We start from the raw sequence: 18919 nt of genomic DNA on the forward strand, positions 1-18919 counted from the left end.
AACGCGCCTGTTGACGTGGACTCACCCCTCCTGATACCCCCTGTTTTACTGAGGTGATCACCGGTGACGGTGCCTGTAACGGGAGCGGAACTTCCGCCCCCGGGCACCACTTAAAGTCCCAACCTGTTGATCAAACTTGGTTTTCTTGTGGAAACTGCGCGGGCGTAGGACACTATGTTGCAAGCAATTCCTTGCCGCATCTCCGATACGCCTTCTTGTCACAGCGAGCAGAAAAACACGTAACCAATGGCAAACTTTGAGACCAAGAAAATCCACACTCTCAACGCAAGAGGCAACATCATGCTCGAAGTTTACCGAGATGTACTGTCGCTGTCGGGTTCGCAGATGCACACCCTCATCCAAACCCTTCGACATAGGGTCGAACACGCCCTCGGCGCAAAAGGTATTTCTTACGATAGGTTAAGGAGCGCATTAGAACCTTCTCAAGATCGCCGAGAAATCGCTTTGATCTTCGATACCACCAAGATCAACCACGATTGGTATGGGTTTAAGGTGATGGAGAGGATACTTCCGCTCCTAGACCTTAAGTCCAACCATAGTGTGTTGGAAGGTGACTACCTTGGTCGAACTGGGCAAAGCGAAAAACAATACAATGCCTTCAAGAACGCCGTGCGACTTCGTCAGGATATTACCTATCAACATCCTTCACAGTTCCACGTGGTGTATATCAACAACCTTACCGAAGCTATGTTCGAACGACTGGACAAAGGCCTAGCGGGCTATTCTGGATATGCTGGGTACGCCGACATGACATATGGTTCGGAGTTCAAGTTGTTCCTCTCAACCATGCTGGCAAATTCTTTCATCAAGTATGGAAAGGCGATCATTCAAGGGCATGAGCCCGATCGTCCGGACAATGAGGACTGCAATATGAAAGGTTATCCGTTCGAAAAGTTCGGATACCGGTGCAGAAGCATCAACGGCGACCTAATGGGGGTGCTCTTGTCATACAAGATCGAGCGGCCTGTATACGGCGGCTTCGAGGTTGATACTGAGTTTTCGTTGAATGCTATCGGAGTAAAAGTAGGAGATATCGACAAGCTTTCTGTCGAGGTTACCGACGCCAAGGCAGAATACCTCAAAGAAAGCAAAATCAGATCCCTTGAAATTGCCGGATTGGCCGATATCGGAGCGACAGAATTGGCAGGCATGATAAAGTCTAAGCTAAGAGGCAACTACATTTATGGACTAAGCCATATCGCTGAACACAACGTGACCAAGTTTAGTATCATCCTAGAGTTCTCCGGCTCCAAGACAGGTTCACCCAAAAGGCTCAAGGCAGCACTTGCTTACGAGGCAGAAAGAGAGGTTTTGCGCCTCTTAACGATGTACTGAGAGGCTGATCAGCCACTTCAGTCTTCGGGTAGCAAAGACATCCATCGAGCCAATACAGGCAAGGGATAACCGACGCCATAGCTCTGACCGACGCCTGTAGCTTGCCAACCACCAATCTGATCAACGATGTCCGCAGGGCACTCAACGGCACGCAACCGATCTCGCATTGAGTGACGAAAGCTGTGAAGCGTGCAATTGGCTGGCACCAGCGGCTTCAGCCACTTGTTAAGTGCCGCGCTTGCCGAGTTGGCATTTGTTTTCCCAGTGTTGTTGTAGCGAGGAAAGGCGAATGCGTCATTGGCGAATGCGTTGCGAATTCGATTGGCCGCCCATAGCGAACTCCCGACCAATGGCACCTTGCGGGCACTACTAGCGGTTTTGAGGCGCCTCCAGTCGTGCTCTTTGATGACAACGTGAGGATGGGAGCAATCTAGCAATAGATCATCGGTCGATAAACCGGCAGCCTCGGCGAGCCGCATACCTGTGTCTGAAATCAAAGCAACTAGCCATCGAATCTCATCGTCGACCCTCTGACACTCTTGCTGGATCGAAGCGATAACGTCGACGGGCAAAGGTGCGCGTTCTTGCACTCCAGCTTGCCGGTCGAAATACACCCCTCCGAAAGGGTTCGTGAACGAAACGCCCATCTCGCTAGCAGCAAAGTTCGTGACTGAGCGGACCGTTCCTAAAATTCGGGTGATGCTGCTGCCCGACAAGCCGCGCTCCAACAGCGCATCTCGGAAGTCATTGGCGTCTGCCTTAGAGTAAGCTCGAAGGTCTTTGTCTCCAGCGACGTCGATCGCGTAGCCACAACTCCGCTCTGCCGCACGGTGAAAAGTGACCGGGCGACCGTCTCCCTTGAGTTTTAGATATACGCCGACAGCCTCTGAGAGCGTCAGCGAGTCGGTCTTCGTAGCATCTGGCGCTTCGTGAAAAGTTTCGGATGACACGCGAAGTCGGCTTTTCCCAGGCAACTCGGCGTCCTTGCACCGAAGGTGGTACCAGTACTCATCCAGTTGGTCCGCAGCACGTCGTGCCCGTACCGCTGCGATCCTTACCGACCTTGTTCGCAGTGAATACGCGATTTTCCTCGTGTCGTAGTGCTTCAAAAGGTCCGCCGGGACCCGCCGCTCGAAGTAGTAGATGCCGTTCTTGGTGAACGAAAAAGGAACCAATTTGTCATACGCCATGTCCTACGCCCGCGCAGTTTCCACAAGAAAACCAAGTTTGATCAACAGGTTGGGACTTTAAGTGGTGCCCGGGGGCGGAATCGAACCACCGACACGAGGATTTTCAATCCACTGCTCTACCCCTGAGCTACCCGGGCACGGGAACGGAACTTACCGTTGGGTGGAGGCGTTCTATGATTTGCCATCGGGAGTGTCCAGAGGCTTTTTGACATTTTTTCAATGTTGACGCGGTTGTCCTTGATCATCGTCTGAAACGTCAGGATCCGCATCCTCTTCGCGCTGTGAAGGAACAGAGTATGACCCGTTCAGCCATTTGGCCAGATCAAGATCCGCGCAGCGTTTTGAACAGAAGGGGCGGAAGCTGTGGACGGAATCTTCGCCGCAGATCGGGCAACTCATTTCAGCACCTCAGTCAGCGGAACGCGAGCACGTTTGCGTTGCAATTCATAATGACCAAGCGGGGTCCAGCCGGCCAGAATGGTCTCGTCGGGATCGGTTTTGAAGGCAGCGCGCAAGGCGGCCTCGAACCCACGGCGGTCTTTCTTGGGCATTGGGGCGAGATCCAGCGTGATTTGTCCGCCAAGCCCGCGCACTCTCAGCACCCGAGGCAGTGATTTGGCGCAGGCGAAGTTGGCTTTGGTTCCTGCCGCCAGCGAACTGTCCGACCCGGTATTAACATCAACCGCGACCAGTGCCCGCGTGGGCTGGATATAGAGGTGCCCGCCACCCGCAAGAGGTTCGGAGATGCCGCGCGCGACGTCCAGCGCATCCAGCACGCCGTGATCCTCGAAACCACCCGGGGCGGTGACGACCTCGGCTGGGTCAGTCCAGTCGCGCCAGGCGAGAATATGCGGGCCATCACCCTCGCTGAGGGTTTCAGGCTGGTCGCCCGGGTCGTTCAGAACCTGTTCGGCCTGGAGACGCATCGCAGCGATGTCTTCCGCGATCTCGTCGCTTTCCGCCCCGGCGCAGCAAGACCTCAGGATCAGGCCATGCGGGCTGTCCTCCATCTGCTCGTGCGCGATTTCCAGCAAGCGGTCTCGCTCGTCTTCGTCGCGGATGCTGCGCGAGATATTGAGGCCGGGTGCATCGGGCGTGACAATGGCGAAGCGGCTTTTGAACAGAACGCGGTTGGTAACCGGTATCGCCTTACCCGGCTCGGCGTAACCACTGATCTGGACCAGCAGCAACGCCCCCGGAGCCAACCCTTTGACCTGCCGCAGAAAAGCGGGGCCGTCGGGGGTGGTCAGAAACATGCCGCCCTGCCCTTTGACCGGGCGCTCGGCGCGCGCACGATAGATGGTGCCCGGAGGAGGTGCCTCTCCGGTAATCAGAAAGTCCTCAAGTGCGCCATCCATCATGAGTGCGGCGGCTTCGCGGCCTTCGATATGGTCCAGAACGATTGTGCGGCCTTTCATGACACCTCACCACGATACAAGGGGTAACCGATGCCTTGCAAAAGCGAGGCAGTCTCGGCCAGAGGTAAGCCCACGATGCCGGTGAACGAACCAGAAATCCATGGGATGAACGCTCCGGCGGGGCCTTGGATGGCATAAGCGCCGGCCTTGCCTTGCCAGTCCCCCGTCGACAGATAAGCGTTGATCTCTGTGTCCGAGAGGCGCTTTACCTTGACCTGTGAAACCACGTCGCGTTGCAGAATTTTCTCACCGCGGCGTACGGCAACCGAAGTGATCACACGATGGCGTCTGCCGGACAACGCATGCAGGAATTCGGCGGCCTGCCCTGCATTTTCAGGCTTGCCCAGAATACGGCGGCCCAATGCAACGGTGGTATCCGCGCAAAGGGTGACATCACCGCTATCCGCCTGAACCGCCTGCACTTTTTCGCGCGTGATGCGACTGCAATAGGGAAGCGGCAACTCGCCTTTCAAAGGCGTTTCGTCGATCTCAGGAGGGTGTATCGCATCAGGATGAACACCAAGCTGCGCCAGCAGGTCCAGCCGCCTTGGGCTGCCCGATCCGAGGATAAACGCCATTGGGCGAAGCGTTATTTAAAGCGGTAGTTGATCCGACCCTTGGTCAGATCATACGGGGTCATCTCGACCTGAACCTTGTCGCCAGCCAGAACACGGATGCGGTTCTTGCGCATCTTGCCTGCCGTATGTGCGATGATCTCATGGCCGTTTTCCAGCTCGACCCGAAACGTCGCATTAGGCAGGAGTTCCTTCACGACACCGGGAAATTCGAGCGTATCTTCCTTGGCCATGTTGTCTCCACATCTAAGTTGCACTCGCAGAATCTGCGAGGGTGTGCGCTTAAATGAGCTTATTTCGGCCTTATTTCAAGGGCGGAATCACCTAAAGGGGTGATATTGTGACTGAATCGACTCTGGGACCCTGTTCGACCCAATGAGCACGGTTGAGCACATGACCATCAGCGCGGACAGCAGCGATTGCGCCCAGATCGACATCGGCATAGGTCCATCCCGGCTGGTTCAGGACCCCCTCGGCCAGAACACCGGTTTGCGGGAAGCCTTTGTCGGGCGGGCCAAAAACACCGCCCATGCCGGTGTTCATATCCACGGCTTCAGACCACTCATTGTTGCCGACAAGTGACGACATAACTGTAACGCATTGATTTTCAAGTGCTCTTGACATCGCACCAATGCGTACACGCCAATATCCTGATAGGGCCTCAGTGCAGGATGGTACCAGGATCAGGTCGGCATCCTGCAGGGCGCGACCCAGCAATGGGAACTCACTGTCATAACAGATCAGCACGCCGATCTTTCCCAAAGCCGTATCAAAGAGCTTCAGCGGACCGCCCGGCGCGATGTCCCAGGCATCACGTTCGAACCGGGTCATGATCTGCTTGTCCTGATGGTCAACGCCACCGTCGGGCGCATAGAGCGTGGCCCGATTCACCGGTCGGCCCGGTCCATCCACAACAGGGGCCGAGGCACCCAGAATGTATGTGTTGTACTCTTTCGCGAGGCGCTGATGTATGTGTTGTACATCTTCCATGCGGTCGGAAACCGCCCGGATCGAGCGTTCCAGATCGCCAGCTGCAGCTGCACCATCAAGCGTCGAAAGCTCCATCGCGCCGTATTCGGGAAAGACCAGCAGCCCGGCCCCCTGCCTCGCGGCCTCGGACACCCAACGATTCAGCTTGTCTTCGTACTGCGCCCAGCTGTCGAACCAGTCGAGATCATATGCAGCGGTTGCGACTTTCATGCCCGAAATCCTTAACGGTTTATTTCGCGCTACATTAAGGTGCGCATTCGGTGGCTGTATAGGCCAGTTGCAATGCCTTAGATAGTCGAGTCCGAAAGAACAGACAGCGCTCAACGCGGCAGAAGCCAAGATCGGCAACAAAAACTTGGAACTCGTCGCAAAGGCGGAAGGGTGACGTCCGAACACCGTCAGGTTTGAGGAAAGTTTTGTATTTACCTCGGGATGCCCCTCAAGGCATTGGGGTATATATGAAAATAGCGGTCATATCGCCGTGCAAACCACGCTCAATTTGACCCTTGAAAAGCCGATGAAACACAATGGGAATCGCGGGCAAGAAACTATAAAAACTGCTTTTTTCTTCAAGGTGTTGAAGAATTTTAACGATCAGAATGGAGAGATGGTGCTGCTGGAGAGAATTGAACTCTCGACCTCTCCCTTACCAAGGGAGTGCTCTACCTCTGAGCTACAGCAGCGCCGTGGGCGGGTGATTAGACTCAAACGAAACGCGGCGCAAGGGTGTCTGGACGGTTTTTTTCCACTCCTGTAGAGAAAGGCAATGGCAGACAAAAATTCACCCAAAAAACACGGCAAACCCGGTGATGCACGCGAGGAGCGGCTGAAGGCGGCGCTCAAGGCGAATATGGCGCGGCGCAAGGCGCAGGCCAAGGCGCGGGCGGCATCCGAGGACAAGGCCGGCAAGGACGAGGGATAAGAGCAGATGGATTCGATTCTGGTAACGGGCAACGGCCCGCTGAACGGGCAGATCCCGATTGCGGGGGCCAAGAATGCGTGCCTGACGCTGATGCCCGCGACGCTTCTCAGCGAAGAACCCCTGACGCTGACCAATGCGCCGCGTCTAAGCGACATCAAGACCATGACCGCGCTGCTGCAATCACTGGGGGCCGAGGTCTCGTCGCTGCAGGACGGTCAGGTGCTGGCGATGTCCAGCCATGACCTGATCAGCCACACGGCGGATTATGAGATTGTGCGCAAGATGCGTGCCTCGAACCTTGTGCTGGGGCCAATGCTGGCGCGGCTAGGGCAGGCTGTGGTCTCGCTGCCCGGCGGCTGTGCAATCGGGGCGCGACCGATGGATCTGCATGTCGAAGGGCTTGAGGCGCTGGGGGCCGAGATCGAGCTGAAAGACGGGTATCTGCACGCCAAGGCCCCGGGCGGCCTAAAAGGTGCAGTGCATGAGATGCGCTTTGCCTCCGTGGGTGCGACCGAGAACATCGTCATGGCCGCCACGCTGGCCAAGGGCACCACGGTGCTGAAGAACGCCGCACGCGAGCCCGAGATCGTCGATCTGGTCGAATGCCTGCGCAAGATGGGGGCTCAGATTTCGGGCGAAGGCAGCTCGACCATCGAAATTCAGGGTGTCGACCGTTTGCATGGCGCGACCCATCAGGTGGTGACCGACCGGATCGAACTTGGCACCTACATGCTGGCCCCGGCCATTTGCGGGGGCGAGGTCGAATTGCTGGGCGGGCGCATGTCGCTGGTCGAAAGCTTTGCGGCCAAGCTGGATGCGGCGGGGATCAGCGTCTCTGAGACCAACAAGGGGTTGAAAGTGTCCCGCAAGAACGGGCGTGTGACCTCGGTCGATGTGGTCACCGAACCGTTCCCCGGTTTCCCGACCGATCTGCAAGCGCAGATGATGGCATTGATGTGCACTGCCGAAGGTGTGTCCGTTCTTGAAGAGCGTATTTTCGAGAATCGCTTTATGCATGCGCCCGAACTGGTGCGCATGGGTGCGAATATCGAGGTGCATGGCGGCACCGCCACCGTGACCGGGGTTGAGCGTTTGAAAGGCGCGCCGGTCATGGCGACGGATCTGCGGGCTTCGGTCTCGTTGATCCTTGCCGGTCTGGCGGCGGAAGGTGAGACGGTGGTCAGCCGGGTCTATCATCTGGATCGCGGATATGAGCATGTGGTGCGCAAGCTGGAAGGCGTGGGCGCAAAGATCGAACGGATTAAGGGTCAATGACAGACGCGAGTTTCAAAGACGGCCGCGAGGCACCACTGAACCTTGGGGCCGAGGATGAGGATGACCTGAAGGTCATCGCGACCCTGACACAGGACGCGATTTTCCCGGTCACCGAGATGACATGGCAACCCAGCCAGCGCCGCTTTGCGCTGCTGCTCAATCGCTTTCGCTGGGAAGACAAGGATGCCGCCGCCCGGCGCGGTCGTGCGTTTGAGCGGGTGCAGGCCGTTTTGATGTTCGGCTCGGTTCTGTCGGTGGCCAGTCAAGGCATCGACCGCAGCGACAAGGACATGATCCTGTCGCTGTTGTCGGTCGAATTCGAACCGTCGGAAGATGGCGCAGGGCAAATCCTGCTGACGCTGGCGGGCGATGGCGCGATCCGCCTGTCGGTCGAGGCCATTGATGCCACGCTGAAAGATGTCACGCGCCCCTACAAGGCACCGTCCGGCCACGCCCCTCATCACCCCGAGTGAACAACAAACGCGGCATAGCGCAGGCCTTCCCGAACCCGCCGCAAGGCACTGCAGTGCGGCGGGCAACCGTGTTTGATGTGTTCGATATCAGTCGCACCCTGATCCGTTCGATCCGCAATCTGTGTCAGGCGGATAATCTGGGTGACCCCGAAAAGCTTGCTCTGTGGATCGCCAACAAGGACCCGGCCTCGGTCCGGGGCTGGATCGAGGCCGGCGCCTCTCTATGGGTCGCGACCAGGGGGGATGGGATCGCAGCTGTTGGCGGGTTGCGAGCAGAGGGTGAGATATCGCTGCTCTATGTCGATCCCGATTGTTCCGGTTGCGGACTCGGCACGGCGCTGTTGTGCCGTTTGGAGAATGAACTGCATGCGCAAGGCTGTACCGAGGCACACTTGCAGGCAACCAAAACCGCCCATGCGTTCTATCGCAAGCAGGGTTGGCAGGATGATGGTGGCCCAACCGAGTGGCACGGCATCCCGCAATTCCCGATGCGCAAATCGCTGCACCCCTTGGGCTAAGGGTTGAGGCCGCCCGGTCTCGGCGATAAGACCCGTGGGAACGCTTTCGGAGTCCCTTATATGCCCGTTTTCCTCGACACGACCTCCGCCGATTTCGAGCCTGTGTTTCAGGCGCTGTTGTCCGCCAAGCGTGAGGACAGCCCCGATGTGGATGCGGTCGTGGCGCAGATCATCGATGATGTGCGGACCCGTGGCGATTCGGCAGTGATCGAGTTGACCGCCAAATTCGATCGGTTGGAGCTGACGCCCGAAACCATGGCCTTCTCTGCCGAAGAGATCGCCGAGGCCGTTGCACAGGTCACGCCCGAGGACCGCGCCGCACTGGAACTGGCTGCCGCGCGTATCCGGGCCTATCACGAAAAGCAGATGCCTGAGGATCATCGGTGGACCGATGAGTCTGGCGCTACGCTAGGCTGGCGCTGGTCGGCGGTGTCGGCTGCGGGGCTTTATGTGCCGGGCGGATTGGCATCCTATCCGTCGTCGGTTCTGATGAACGCGATCCCGGCGAAGGTGGCAGGGGTGGAGCGGCTGGCCATCGTTGTGCCGACACCTGACGGTCAGGCTAACCCGCTGGTCCTGCTGGCAGCGCAGCTGTCGGGCGTGGATGAGATCTATCGCATCGGCGGCGCGCAAGCGGTGGCCGCGCTGGCTTATGGCACCGATACGATTGCGCCGGTCGACAAGATCACCGGGCCGGGCAATGCCTTTGTCGCCGCCGCCAAACGCCGAGTATTCGGTAAGGTTGGCATCGACTTGATCGCGGGGCCGTCGGAGATTCTAGTGATCGCCGATAAGGACAACGAGCCCGACTGGATCGCGCTGGACCTGCTCAGCCAGGCCGAACATGACGAAAGCGCCCAGTCCATTCTGATCACGGACGACGCGGGCTTTGGTCAGGCCGTCGCGCAGGCGGTCGACAAACGCCTCGAAACCCTGGAACGCCGCGCCATCGCCGGGGCCAGCTGGCGCGACTATGGCGCCGTGATCACCGTGCGCGATCTGGACGAGGCAGCCGCGCTGTCCAACCGTATCGCGCCCGAACATCTGGAACTCTGCGTGGCCGATCCGGTAGCGCTGAGCCAGCAAACCATCCACGCAGGCGCTATCTTCCTCGGTCAGTACACGCCCGAGGCCATTGGCGATTATGTCGGCGGCCCCAATCACGTGCTGCCTACCGCGCGTTCGGCGCGCTTTTCGTCCGGCCTCAGCGTCATGGATTTCCTCAAACGCACCACGCTCAGCCAGATGACGCCCGAGGCCCTGCGCGCCATCGGCCCCGCGGCGGAAACGCTTGCGCGATCCGAAAGCCTCGAAGCGCATGGCCTGTCCGTTTCCGCGCGCCTGAACCGGCTGAATGACTGAAGTGACGCAAAGACCCGGCGCGCATGGCGTTTCTGTGCGTTGCCCATTGAAATTCGTTGTTATAGGTCTGTGCAGACGTAAGGATTGTGACCGTTAAGATGACCCGTATCTCGCATATCGAACTGGATGACCGAAACCTGCCCCCGCCGACCCCTGAGATCGAGCAGGAGCGCAAGGTCGCCATCTATGATCTGCTTGAAGAGAACTCGTTCACCCTTCCCGCACGCGACGACCGGGCGATCCCGGACGGGCCTTACCATGTGCAGCTGTCGATCCGTGACAAACGGCTGGTCTTCGACATCGAAACCGAGGCGAGCGAAAAGGCGGCCGAATTTCACCTGTCGCTCGGCCCGTTCCGGCAGGTGGTCAAGGACTACTTCCAGATCTGCGAAAGCTATTTCAACGCGGTGAAGAACCTGCCGCCCAGCCAGATTGAAACCATCGACATGGCCCGGCGCGGCATTCACAACGAAGGCAGCCGCGTGTTGCAGGAGCGACTGGAGGGCAAAGCCGAGGTCGATACCGATACTGCCCGCCGCCTCTTCACGCTGATCTGCGTGCTGCATTTCGGAGGCTAACGGGTGACGCCGCTGCCGCAGTCCATCCTGTTCTGTTGCGACCACAATTCGGTCCGGTCGCCCATGGCTGAAGGCATCATGAAGAAATTCTACGGCACAGGTACCTATGTACAGTCTGCCGGAGTGCACAGCGATCTGGATATCGATGGGTTCTGCATCGCGGTCTGTCAGGAGATCGGCGTCGAGCTGTCCCGCCATCGCACACGATCCTTCGACGAGATGGAGGAATGGGGGGACGATCTGAGTTCGTTCGACCTGATCGTCGCGCTGTCCCCGGCCAGCCAGCGCCGGGCGTTGGAACTGACCCGAATTTTTCACCTCGATGTCGATTATTGGCCAATTATGGACCCTACCGGTATGGGAGAGACACGGGAAGCCAAGCTACACCACTACCGACAAACCCGCGATCAGATCGTTTCGCATCTGAAAGACCGCTGGGGCGAACCGACGGAGTGACCATGAACCTGACCGTGAAAACCTATTTCGACGCCTTCAACGCCGGTGATATGGACGGCATGCTGGCCTGCCTGTCCGCTGATGTGGCCCATCACGTGAACGAAGGCCAGATTCGCGTGGGCAAGGAGAAATTTGCCGCCTTCTGCACCCATATGAACCGCTGCTATCGCGAGAATCTGACCGATATCGTGATCTTCGAGGCCGAAGGTGGCACCCGCGCTGCCGCCGAATTCATCGTTAACGGCACCTATCTGGAAACCGATGAGGGCCTGCCCGACGCGCATGGTCAGACCTATCGCCTGCCGGCGGGTTCGTTCTTTGACCTCCAAAATGGCAAGATCACCCGCGTGACCACCTTCTACAATCTTGCCGATTGGACCAAACAGGTCTCGAATGGCTGAAATCACCGATGTACGCCCCTTGACCGGAGCGGCGCTCGGGGCTGCTCTGGACGACGTTGCCCGTCTGCGGATCGAGGTGTTCCGGGTCTGGCCCTATCTCTACGACGGTGATTTGGCCTATGAGCGCGAATATCTGCAATCCTACCGCGATAGCGACAAGGCCATCGTTGTCGGCGCCTTTGATGGCGACAGGCTGGTGGGGGCCTCAACCGGTGCCCCGCTGACCGATCACGCCGACGATTTCGCCGCCGCTTTCGCAGATACGGGCCTGACCCTTTCCGAGATTTTCTATTGTGCTGAATCCGTGCTGTTGCCCGCCTACAGGGGGCAGGGTGTCGGGCATAAGTTCTTTGATCAGCGCGAGGCGCATGCCCGTGCTCTGGGTTTCTCCAAATGCGCCTACTGCAGCGTGCAACGTCCCGCTGATCACCCGATGCGGCCTGATGGCTACCGCCCGCTGGATACATTCTGGCGTGCCCGAGGCTATGCGCCTCTGCCCGGGGTGGTCGCGCAGTTCGCCTGGAAGGATGTGGGCGAGGACAGCGACAGCCAAAAGCCGCTACAGTTCTGGATGCGGGATTTGTGACGGTTGGTGGGCGTAAGCCGCCCACTTGCCGTAATCTCACCACCCCATACTATGCTAGTGCCCTGAACAGACCTAGCCCAGCAGCGCTTCGATCTTGGACAGCGTAGCGGTGTTGACGGCGACGCCGTGTTGCGCGGCTGTTTCGCGGCAGCTTCGGCGGCCGTCTCCGGGCAAATGCGCGCCTTCTTGGGTGTGAATGGCAGACACGAGTTGCGCGATACCTTCCGGGAAACCGCCGGATGCGGTTGCGTCTGGGTCGATAGCAATGAAGAACTGCCCTGTCTTGGGTGGGCCGCCCGCCGTTCCCGAAAAGGGTGAGGCGTGGATACCCAGCGTCGCCCCTGTCAGCGCGGCAGCCAGAATCTCGGTCAGAAGGGCCACGCCCACGCCTTTATAGCCACCCGATGGTGCCATGGATCCTTTGAGCCCCACATTCGGATCGGTTGTCGGATTGCCATCGGCATCCAGCGCCCAGCCAATCGGGATCGGTTTGCCTTCGCGCGCATGCTTCATGACTTCGCTTTTGGCGATGGTGCTGGCGCTTTGGTCGATCAGCAGGGCGGGTTGGCCATCGTTTCCGGGGACCGCGATTGAGAATGGGTTGGTCCCGACCACGGGCTTGGCGCCGCCGGACGGAGCGATAGAGGCAGGTGCATTGGTGAAGCCAAGCCCCACAAGGCCCGACTGTGCCAACCGGAAGGTGTGATAGCCCAGAACGCCGCAATTATAACTGTTGCGGATCGCCAGAACCGCGACGCCTTGCGCGCGCGCCGCAGGGATCAGCGCCTCGAAACCTTTGTCAATCGCTGCATGGGCGAACCCGGTCGCTGCATCAACCGTCACCACGCCGGGGCGCGGCTGGGACAGTTGAGGCGTGGCTTGCCCATCCACCTTGCCACACTGAACATGCTCGGCGTAGATCGGGATATAGGCCAAGCCATGGCTTGCCACCCCGTCCGCCTCGGTCGCTGCGGTTGCAACAGCCAGGGGCCGGGCGTTCTCGGGGCTGGTGCCCGCAGCCACCAATGCGCGGAAAGACAAATCCTCGATTTCAGCAAGGGTGAGGGTACGGGTTTCGATCATGTCGGTCTCTCATTCAGTCGTTATCGGATAGGCCAGCCCCGGCCCCCAACAGGCGGGATTCTTCGGTCGCGGGCGCATAGGTGCGATGGGCAAATCGGTTGAGCGTATCCCAGCTTGCCGAATCCGGCGTCGCGCGGGTTGCTTGTGGTCGAGGGGTGGTGATCTGACCGCCCAGCGCGACTTCAACGCCATCAGAAAGCGCGGGCCAGTCCTGCCCGGCAGTGAGGCATCCACCGTCCGTTGTGGCCATGAACTGGCCGGTCGTAAGGGTGATCACCGAATTCTGAGCGCGGGCCGCAGACGCCGCGAAGGGCATCAGAAGGATCGGTGCCGCAAGGTTTCGGATACGTATCGGACCCGCGCGCAGCAGGTCAGATCGATCGGATAGTAAAGCGCCCGTGATGATCGGACAAAGCGCGCCCTGCCCGGCCCAATCCGCGTGCGCCGCGACCGGTCGATGGTCCCTGAGCGAGGCAGCCAGACCTTGTTCGAGCAGCTGCGCCAGGGATTTCGCGCCATCCATCCCTTGCGCACAGAGCCAGCGCGTGGCCTTGCCCGCCTCTTCCGCCAACCCCCAAGGGTAACCGGCCCCGCGCGTGGCGCGCTTGGCGGTGGCTTCGATCTCGTTCAGCGACACATTCACGGTGCAAGCTCCGGATAGACCCACATATCAGCGGTTCGGTTGTTCAGATCCTCGGGATACGGCGCGCCAGCATACATGCAGATGCGCACCCAACGATCCGAACGGGGGTCGAAATGGGTTGCACCAAAAAAAGAGAGTTTGGCACGCAGCATGTCGATCGGCAGAACATCGGCGCTGATCGTGTTGTCGCGGATCTCGCCGTAGGGCGCGACGCGGCTCATTTGTGCGCGGCGAATTGTGTGGCGGTGTTCGGGATGCTCAAGCAGAAAATCGGCAACGGGTGCTGTTTCCGGCCATTGAGAAAGCAACTTGTGAGCCAGAGCGGCATCGCGCGCTGGTGCAAGCGGCTGTTCATAGTCTGCAATCGGCTCATCAAATCGCTCGCCCAGTCGCGGTTCGAGCTTTTCTTCCGACACATACCAGGCGCGCGCGCAGTGTTCGGGCGCGCTCCAGTCCAGATCCAGCGCCCAGCCAAAGCTGGCGCGGATCAGGTCACGCACCCCAGCAACGGGCATCGCGCCGTCTATCACATGCGCCGTCCGGCTGCTGTCTGCCATACAGCTGGTCAGCCCATCGACCAGATCGCCGTAGGGTTCCAGGATCAGCGAGGCCAGCAGTTCCTGCCCTTCCTCGCTCAGCGCATCCTGCGACCAGAGGATCAGCCGGTTCCACGGATAATTCCGGGTCAGGTCGGTTTGGTCCAGATACTCGGATATTGCGCCCAGATCGGTATTCAGCGCGGCCAGTTTCCCGATCTGAATGGGGTGTTCGGACCGCCACCACGAGGTCGAAAGCTTGCTGCGCTCAAACACATCGCGAAAGCAGGCCAATTCAGCCTCTGAGGCTGTTTCGACGGACCGGACACGGGCAATGGCCTCTTCCCGCACCATGATCCAGTTGTTGAACAGAACGGGATGGTTGACGATGAAGGGCGCCATGCCCAGCCCGGTCGAGTTGCCGATGCCCAGCCAGCGCGCGATGTCGGGGTCCAGCTCTGCCGTCTGGTCGCCGCCTTTGGCGCGGGCCATGTGCTGCACCAGATCACGCACGAAAGTTCGTGTCAGATAGACCGACAGCATCTCGGCCTGAAATGGCGCGCTGACCTCATCACGGTCTGCAATCTTCTCGCGATCCGCTGCGCCGAATTTGCCCGAGCCGTAAACGGCGGTGGTCCGCATCAAGTAGCCGACCTTGTAAATCTGTTCGAGATCGGGTTGCTGACCGGCAGCCAGACGGTCTACCACATGCGCCCACAGACGCACCGAACGGTTGGCACGCGACAGAGACAGTTCGTTTTCGCTCACCCGCCCGGCCTCTTGCAGGGGCACGTTCCGCGACAGGCGGTCGATGTCATCTTCAGTCGGGATACCGTCGAAAAGCGCGAAGGTCGCGTCCCAGGCTTCGGCAATCACGCGATCCGAGCGTTGCTCAGGCGGCAAATCATGGGCGAACGCCACCAGCGAATAGGCCCGTTCCGGGCCTTGCGCGGTATAGACCGCGTGGCCAACACCTTTGTCGTCAATCTGGAAGACCGCGCGCGTGAACGTCCAGTTCTCAGCCGCCATCCGGCGGGTCAGTTGCCGCATGAAGCTGAGGCGGCATTGATGCAGCGATCCCAATCGCGACAGGCGCATTACCAAGGCCGGGTCGCGGCGCGCGATATGAGGGCTTTGATCGGTCATGCGCTTTGGGGGCCGAAATTGTCGGTGAAGAAGCGATACCAGTTGCCACCCATGATCCCGGCGACCTCTTCGGTGTTCATGCCTGCGGCGCGCAGGCCGGATGCGATATTTCCAAAGTCGCGGTTGTCCTGAAACCAGCCCGGCATCGGCGGGAAACCGGGGGCCGAGGCCGAGCCTTCGCCGTAATCGATCTGTTTCGTCCAGCGTCCGACCCGCATCCATTCAACCACGCTGTCGGGCTGATCCTGACACAGGTCGGTGCCAATCCCCAGATGGTGGGCACCGTATTTCTCAGCCGTGCGGGCGATCATCTCACAGAAACTCTCCAACGTGCAGTCGGACTTGTCTTTCAGGTGATGAGGATAGACCGAAAAGCCGAGCATCCCACCGTTTTGTGTAACCGCACGGATCACGTCGTCGCGCTTGTTGCGCAACGCGGGTGACCATTCGTGCGGATTGGCGTGAGTGATAGCGATGGGACGCTCGGACAGTTCGGCGGCCTCGATGGTCGACCGGTCCGCCGAATGGCTCATGTCGACAACAAGACCTACACGGTTCATTTCTTTGATTACCTGCTTGCCCATGCGGGTGATACCGGTGTCTTCGGCCTCGTAACAGCCGGTCGCCAGCAGCGACTGGTTGTTATAGGTCAGCTGCATGAAGCGGGCACCCAGGTCATGCAGTATCTCGACCAACCCGATATCGTCCTCGATGGGGCTGGGGTTCTGGAACCCGAAGAACACAGCCGTCCGTCCGGATGCGCGCGCGGTGTCGATGTCGCTGGCCCAGCGGCCTTTCATGATCAGGTCGGGGTATTGTTCGAACCAACGGTTCCACTTTTCAAAATTCAGAACCGTTTCGCGGAAGCTTTCGTGATAGGCGATGGTGACGTGGATCGCGTCCACGCCGCCTTCGCGCAGTTGGCGGAAAATCTTCTCCGACCAGTTGGCATATTGCAGCCCGTCAATCAGCATCAGACCGGGCCTGCGCTGATATAGGCGGTTTTGACGGTAGTGTAGAATTCCGCCGCCGCCTTGCCCTGTTCGCGCGGACCATAGGAGCTGTCGCCGCGTCCGCCAAAGGGCACGTGGTAGTCGGTGCCTGCGGTGGGCAGGTTCACCGTCACCACACCGGTGCGCGCGTTGCGGCGGAAATGAGTGGCCCGGGCCAGCGATTTGGTCACGATGCCTGAGGTCAGGCCGAAATTGGTGTCGTTGACCACGCTCAGCGCCTCGTCATAGTTGCCGACCTTGATGACGCTGGTCAGCGGCGCGAACATTTCCTCGCGGTTGATGCGCATTTCGTTATTGGTGTTCAGGAACACGCCCGGCGACATGTAGAACCCGTCATGCGGCATTTCCAGACGCTGACCGCCACAGGCCAGCTCGGCCCCTTCGGTTTTGCCCAGATCGACATAGGCGAGGTTTTCCTGCAACTGCTGCTGGCTGACAACGGGACCCATCTGAGTGCCCTCTTCCAGCGCATGCCCAACCTTCATCGCCTGCGCGCCTGCCACCAGTTTTTCGACAAACGCATCGTGGATACCCGCATGGACCACCAACCGCGATGAGGCTGTGCATTTCTGCCCTGTGCCACCGAATGCGCCGCCCAAGGCCAGCGTCACCGCCAAATCCAGATCGGCGTCGTCCATCACGGCCAGTGCGTTCTTGGACCCCATCTCCATCTGTACTTTGGTCAGGTTCTGAATGGCGGCGGCGGCGATGCCCTTGCCCACTGGCACGGAACCGGTGAAGGAAATTGCGTCGACCTTCGGGCTTTCGACCAGCCGTTGGCCGATGCTACGCCCAGACCCCATAACGAGGCTGAACAGACCCTTGGGGATATCCTGCCGCTCGATGATTTCGGTCAGAGCCACTGCCGAAGCCGGCGTAATGTTGGCAGGCTTCCAGACCACTGCGTTGCCATAGCAGAGAGCAGGTGCAATCTTCCACGACGCCGTCGCGGTGGGGAAGTTCCACGGGCTGATGATGGCGACCACGCCAACCGCTTCGCGCCGCACGTCAATCTCGATATCGGGACGGACGGAATCGGCGTTCTCGCCGATCTGGCGCAGGCATTCGGCGGCATAGTAGGTGAAGAACTGACCGGCGCGGAACACTTCGCCTTTGCCCTCGGCCAGCGGTTTGCCTTCTTCGCGGGCCAGCAGCGTGCCCAGCTCTTCGGCGCGGGCCATCAGTTCAGTGCCGATGGCGTTCAGCACAGCCTGTTTGCGCTCCAGCCCGTAAGCCGCCCACTCGGCCTGTGCGATACGCGCCTGATCCAGCGTCGCCTCAAGCTGATCGGCGCTGGCCTGAGCAAACATGCCGACCAGATCGCTCAGGTCCGATGGATTGCGGTTTTCAATTTCGCTTTCGCCCGCCAGCCATTCGCCAGCGATCAGGTTCAGTTTGGTCACGTTGCGCCCCAGAGTCAGAATTTGTTCTCCATAGGATGGATTCTTCGGGCGACATCAGTCAAACTCAAACAATTGAAGTTAAGTTCAGGAAAATTGAAATTTGACACTGAAGATCGAAATGCTGCGCTGTTTCTGTACCGTTGCCCAAACCGGCAATCTGGTCGAGGCTGCAGACCGGTTGGGCCGCACCCAATCGGCCCTGTCGATGACCCTGAAACAGCTTGAGGATCATCTGGGCAAGAAGCTGTTTGAAGGTGAACGTAAAAATCAACTCTCCGCACTGGGAGAGCAAGTGTTCGATCTGGCGCTGCAACAGGTTCGGCAGTTCGATCAGACAGTCCAGAATATCGAAGCTGCAGCCCATGCCGAGCAAGGCCTGATCCGCATCGTGTCGGTCCCGTCTGTCGGCGCGCTGATCTTTCCGAACCTTCTGGAGCATATGAGCAGACAGTACCCCGGTGTACAGATTGAGCTGCGCGACACCGACACCCAGCAGGTGCTGGACGCGCTGACCGGTGATCAGGCGGATATCGGCATCGCCTCGGGGCTGCATGCGTTGAACGGGGTCAAAGCCGTTCCCCTGTTCGAGGATGCATTTGGCCTTGTAGCGGCTTCGGGTCATCCGCTGATCACACAAAAGACGCCGCCGACCATCGTGGATTTGCAGAATGCTCCCTTCATACGCAACGCGTTGTGTGACCTGATCCAGACTCCGGACTTTGCAGCCGTGGCCGAGACAGCCGAGGTCACCATCCACAACACCCATTCCCTGATCACGATGGTCCGGTCCGGAAGATGGATCACCGTCCTACCCAAGACGGTGACCGAGTTCCTGCCCTCGGAGGTCGCCTTCTGCCCCATCGCGAATCTGCACGACAAGCGGCAGGTCTATCTTTATCTTCGTGAGAGGACCCGCTTCCCCTCTCTGACAAGGGCCTGCAGTCAGTTTATCCTGTCGCACGGATTTTCCTGACCGGGAAACGTCAGACACCGCT

The 18919-nt window shown here is 59.3% G+C and carries 22 protein-coding genes and 2 tRNA genes; 11 read left to right on the forward strand and 13 right to left on the reverse strand.

Going from position 1 to position 18919, the window contains the following annotated elements; all coding sequences use genetic code 11:
* The first annotated feature begins 246 nt into the window (after nt 1–246).
* Entirely contained in the window at nt 247–1356 is a 1110-nt protein-coding gene (locus ACR0NF_RS17825; RefSeq protein WP_480778708.1) for a hypothetical protein, read from the forward strand.
* 17 nt (nt 1357–1373) lie between these two features.
* Here ACR0NF_RS17825 and ACR0NF_RS17830 read toward each other — a convergent pair whose 3' ends face one another.
* The 8 genes from ACR0NF_RS17830 to ACR0NF_RS17865 all read right to left on the reverse strand — a co-directional run bounded on the left by ACR0NF_RS17830 (nt 1374) and on the right by ACR0NF_RS17865 (nt 6212).
* Nucleotides 1374–2546, reverse strand: a complete 1173-nt coding sequence (locus ACR0NF_RS17830; protein ID WP_480778709.1) for a DUF6538 domain-containing protein — start codon at nt 2544–2546, stop codon at nt 1374–1376.
* Between the two features lie 62 nt (nt 2547–2608).
* Nucleotides 2609–2683, reverse strand: a tRNA-Phe gene (locus tag ACR0NF_RS17835).
* A 79-nt stretch (nt 2684–2762) separates the two neighbouring features.
* On the reverse strand, nt 2763–2945 hold the full coding sequence (locus ACR0NF_RS17840; RefSeq protein ID WP_480468992.1) for a DNA gyrase inhibitor YacG: 183 nt from the start codon (nt 2943–2945) through the stop codon (nt 2763–2765).
* Complete coding sequence (locus tag ACR0NF_RS17845) at nt 2942–3964, reverse strand: ribonuclease E/G (protein WP_480468991.1); 1023 nt, start codon at nt 3962–3964, stop codon at nt 2942–2944. Before ACR0NF_RS17845 ends, ACR0NF_RS17840 begins: the two co-directional genes overlap by 4 nt.
* Nucleotides 3961–4542, reverse strand: coding sequence for a Maf family protein (locus ACR0NF_RS17850; protein ID WP_480468990.1), 582 nt, complete (start codon nt 4540–4542; stop codon nt 3961–3963). The genes ACR0NF_RS17845 and ACR0NF_RS17850 overlap by 4 nt, the downstream gene beginning before the upstream one ends.
* Nucleotides 4543–4553: 11 nt before the next feature.
* Nucleotides 4554–4772 (reverse strand): translation initiation factor IF-1, encoded by a 219-nt coding sequence (gene infA, locus ACR0NF_RS17855; protein ID WP_005978431.1) that lies wholly within the window; start codon nt 4770–4772, stop codon nt 4554–4556.
* A gap of 91 nt (nt 4773–4863) precedes the next feature.
* Complete coding sequence (locus tag ACR0NF_RS17860; RefSeq protein ID WP_480468989.1) at nt 4864–5739, reverse strand: carbon-nitrogen hydrolase family protein; 876 nt, start codon at nt 5737–5739, stop codon at nt 4864–4866.
* Nucleotides 5740–6137: 398 nt separating this feature from the next.
* Nucleotides 6138–6212: transfer RNA gene (locus ACR0NF_RS17865), tRNA-Thr, on the reverse strand.
* An 83-nt stretch (nt 6213–6295) separates the two neighbouring features.
* Here ACR0NF_RS17865 and ACR0NF_RS17870 point away from each other — a divergent pair.
* The 9 genes from ACR0NF_RS17870 to ACR0NF_RS17910 all read left to right on the forward strand — a co-directional run bounded on the left by ACR0NF_RS17870 (nt 6296) and on the right by ACR0NF_RS17910 (nt 12100).
* Nucleotides 6296–6451, forward strand: coding sequence for a hypothetical protein (locus ACR0NF_RS17870; RefSeq protein ID WP_480468988.1), 156 nt, complete (start codon nt 6296–6298; stop codon nt 6449–6451).
* Between the two features lie 6 nt (nt 6452–6457).
* Nucleotides 6458–7726: a UDP-N-acetylglucosamine 1-carboxyvinyltransferase gene (gene murA / locus ACR0NF_RS17875; RefSeq protein ID WP_480468987.1), complete on the forward strand. Its 1269-nt coding sequence runs from the start codon at nt 6458–6460 to the stop codon at nt 7724–7726.
* The gene (locus ACR0NF_RS17880; protein ID WP_480468986.1) at nt 7723–8199 is read left to right on the forward strand and encodes a DUF2948 family protein; all 477 of its coding nucleotides are present in this window, start codon (nt 7723–7725) and stop codon (nt 8197–8199) included. The genes murA and ACR0NF_RS17880 overlap by 4 nt, the downstream gene beginning before the upstream one ends.
* Entirely contained in the window at nt 8196–8717 is a 522-nt protein-coding gene (locus ACR0NF_RS17885; RefSeq protein ID WP_480468985.1) for a GNAT family N-acetyltransferase, read from the forward strand. The genes ACR0NF_RS17880 and ACR0NF_RS17885 overlap by 4 nt, the downstream gene beginning before the upstream one ends.
* Nucleotides 8718–8777: 60 nt before the next feature.
* A complete protein-coding gene (gene hisD / locus ACR0NF_RS17890) occupies nt 8778–10079 on the forward strand; it encodes a histidinol dehydrogenase (RefSeq protein WP_480468984.1) in 1302 nt (433 codons plus the stop codon).
* A 98-nt stretch (nt 10080–10177) separates the two neighbouring features.
* Nucleotides 10178–10657 carry a UPF0262 family protein gene (locus ACR0NF_RS17895; RefSeq protein ID WP_480468983.1) on the forward strand — a complete coding sequence of 160 codons (480 nt, stop codon included), beginning with the start codon at nt 10178–10180 and terminating at the stop codon, nt 10655–10657.
* A 3-nt stretch (nt 10658–10660) separates the two neighbouring features.
* On the forward strand, nt 10661–11113 hold the full coding sequence (locus ACR0NF_RS17900; RefSeq protein WP_480468982.1) for an arsenate-mycothiol transferase ArsC: 453 nt from the start codon (nt 10661–10663) through the stop codon (nt 11111–11113).
* Nucleotides 11114–11115: 2 nt separating this feature from the next.
* The gene (locus ACR0NF_RS17905; protein WP_480778710.1) at nt 11116–11514 is read left to right on the forward strand and encodes a ketosteroid isomerase-related protein; all 399 of its coding nucleotides are present in this window, start codon (nt 11116–11118) and stop codon (nt 11512–11514) included.
* Nucleotides 11507–12100, forward strand: a complete 594-nt coding sequence (locus ACR0NF_RS17910; RefSeq protein ID WP_480468980.1) for a GNAT family N-acetyltransferase — start codon at nt 11507–11509, stop codon at nt 12098–12100. The genes ACR0NF_RS17905 and ACR0NF_RS17910 overlap by 8 nt, the downstream gene beginning before the upstream one ends.
* A gap of 72 nt (nt 12101–12172) precedes the next feature.
* Here the strand turns inward: ACR0NF_RS17910 and ACR0NF_RS17915 are convergent, their stop codons facing one another.
* From ACR0NF_RS17915 to ACR0NF_RS17935, 5 genes are read right to left on the reverse strand one after another with little or no spacing between them, the layout of a single operon-like run.
* The gene (locus ACR0NF_RS17915) at nt 12173–13183 is read right to left on the reverse strand and encodes an Ldh family oxidoreductase (RefSeq protein WP_480468979.1); all 1011 of its coding nucleotides are present in this window, start codon (nt 13181–13183) and stop codon (nt 12173–12175) included.
* 13 nt (nt 13184–13196) lie between these two features.
* Nucleotides 13197–13826 (reverse strand): DUF3726 domain-containing protein, encoded by a 630-nt coding sequence (locus ACR0NF_RS17920; protein ID WP_480468978.1) that lies wholly within the window; start codon nt 13824–13826, stop codon nt 13197–13199.
* Nucleotides 13823–15508, reverse strand: a complete 1686-nt coding sequence (locus ACR0NF_RS17925; RefSeq protein WP_480468977.1) for a hypothetical protein — start codon at nt 15506–15508, stop codon at nt 13823–13825. The genes ACR0NF_RS17920 and ACR0NF_RS17925 overlap by 4 nt, the downstream gene beginning before the upstream one ends.
* Nucleotides 15505–16482: a membrane dipeptidase gene (locus tag ACR0NF_RS17930; protein WP_480666518.1), complete on the reverse strand. Its 978-nt coding sequence runs from the start codon at nt 16480–16482 to the stop codon at nt 15505–15507. Before ACR0NF_RS17930 ends, ACR0NF_RS17925 begins: the two co-directional genes overlap by 4 nt.
* Complete coding sequence (locus tag ACR0NF_RS17935; RefSeq protein WP_480666517.1) at nt 16482–17924, reverse strand: aldehyde dehydrogenase family protein; 1443 nt, start codon at nt 17922–17924, stop codon at nt 16482–16484. Before ACR0NF_RS17935 ends, ACR0NF_RS17930 begins: the two co-directional genes overlap by 1 nt.
* A 100-nt stretch (nt 17925–18024) precedes the next feature.
* Between ACR0NF_RS17935 and ACR0NF_RS17940 the strand changes: the two genes are divergently transcribed.
* Entirely contained in the window at nt 18025–18897 is an 873-nt protein-coding gene (locus tag ACR0NF_RS17940) for a LysR family transcriptional regulator (protein WP_480778711.1), read from the forward strand.
* Nucleotides 18898–18919 lie beyond the last annotated feature (22 nt).

The sequence above is a fragment of the Ruegeria sp. CF4 genome, assembly GCF_056537345.1.

Bases quoted from the DNA above. Each gene is read 5' to 3' on its own strand.
- ACR0NF_RS17825 (WP_480778708.1), top strand. From the start codon at position 247: ATGGCAAACTTTGAGACCAAGAAAATCCACACTCTCAACGCAAGAGGC.
- ACR0NF_RS17830 (WP_480778709.1), bottom strand. From the start codon at position 2,546: ATGGCGTATGACAAATTGGTTCCTTTTTCGTTCACCAAGAACGGCATC.
- ACR0NF_RS17840 (WP_480468992.1), bottom strand. From the start codon at position 2,945: ATGAGTTGCCCGATCTGCGGCGAAGATTCCGTCCACAGCTTCCGCCCC.
- ACR0NF_RS17845 (WP_480468991.1), bottom strand. From the start codon at position 3,964: ATGAAAGGCCGCACAATCGTTCTGGACCATATCGAAGGCCGCGAAGCC.
- ACR0NF_RS17850 (WP_480468990.1), bottom strand. From the start codon at position 4,542: ATGGCGTTTATCCTCGGATCGGGCAGCCCAAGGCGGCTGGACCTGCTG.
- infA (WP_005978431.1), bottom strand. From the start codon at position 4,772: ATGGCCAAGGAAGATACGCTCGAATTTCCCGGTGTCGTGAAGGAACTC.
- ACR0NF_RS17860 (WP_480468989.1), bottom strand. From the start codon at position 5,739: ATGAAAGTCGCAACCGCTGCATATGATCTCGACTGGTTCGACAGCTGG.
- ACR0NF_RS17870 (WP_480468988.1), top strand. From the start codon at position 6,296: ATGGCAGACAAAAATTCACCCAAAAAACACGGCAAACCCGGTGATGCA.
- murA (WP_480468987.1), top strand. From the start codon at position 6,458: ATGGATTCGATTCTGGTAACGGGCAACGGCCCGCTGAACGGGCAGATC.
- ACR0NF_RS17880 (WP_480468986.1), top strand. From the start codon at position 7,723: ATGACAGACGCGAGTTTCAAAGACGGCCGCGAGGCACCACTGAACCTT.
- hisD (WP_480468984.1), top strand. From the start codon at position 8,778: ATGCCCGTTTTCCTCGACACGACCTCCGCCGATTTCGAGCCTGTGTTT.
- ACR0NF_RS17895 (WP_480468983.1), top strand. From the start codon at position 10,178: ATGACCCGTATCTCGCATATCGAACTGGATGACCGAAACCTGCCCCCG.
- ACR0NF_RS17905 (WP_480778710.1), top strand. From the start codon at position 11,116: ATGAACCTGACCGTGAAAACCTATTTCGACGCCTTCAACGCCGGTGAT.
- ACR0NF_RS17910 (WP_480468980.1), top strand. From the start codon at position 11,507: ATGGCTGAAATCACCGATGTACGCCCCTTGACCGGAGCGGCGCTCGGG.
- ACR0NF_RS17915 (WP_480468979.1), bottom strand. From the start codon at position 13,183: ATGATCGAAACCCGTACCCTCACCCTTGCTGAAATCGAGGATTTGTCT.
- ACR0NF_RS17925 (WP_480468977.1), bottom strand. From the start codon at position 15,508: ATGACCGATCAAAGCCCTCATATCGCGCGCCGCGACCCGGCCTTGGTA.
- ACR0NF_RS17930 (WP_480666518.1), bottom strand. From the start codon at position 16,482: ATGCTGATTGACGGGCTGCAATATGCCAACTGGTCGGAGAAGATTTTC.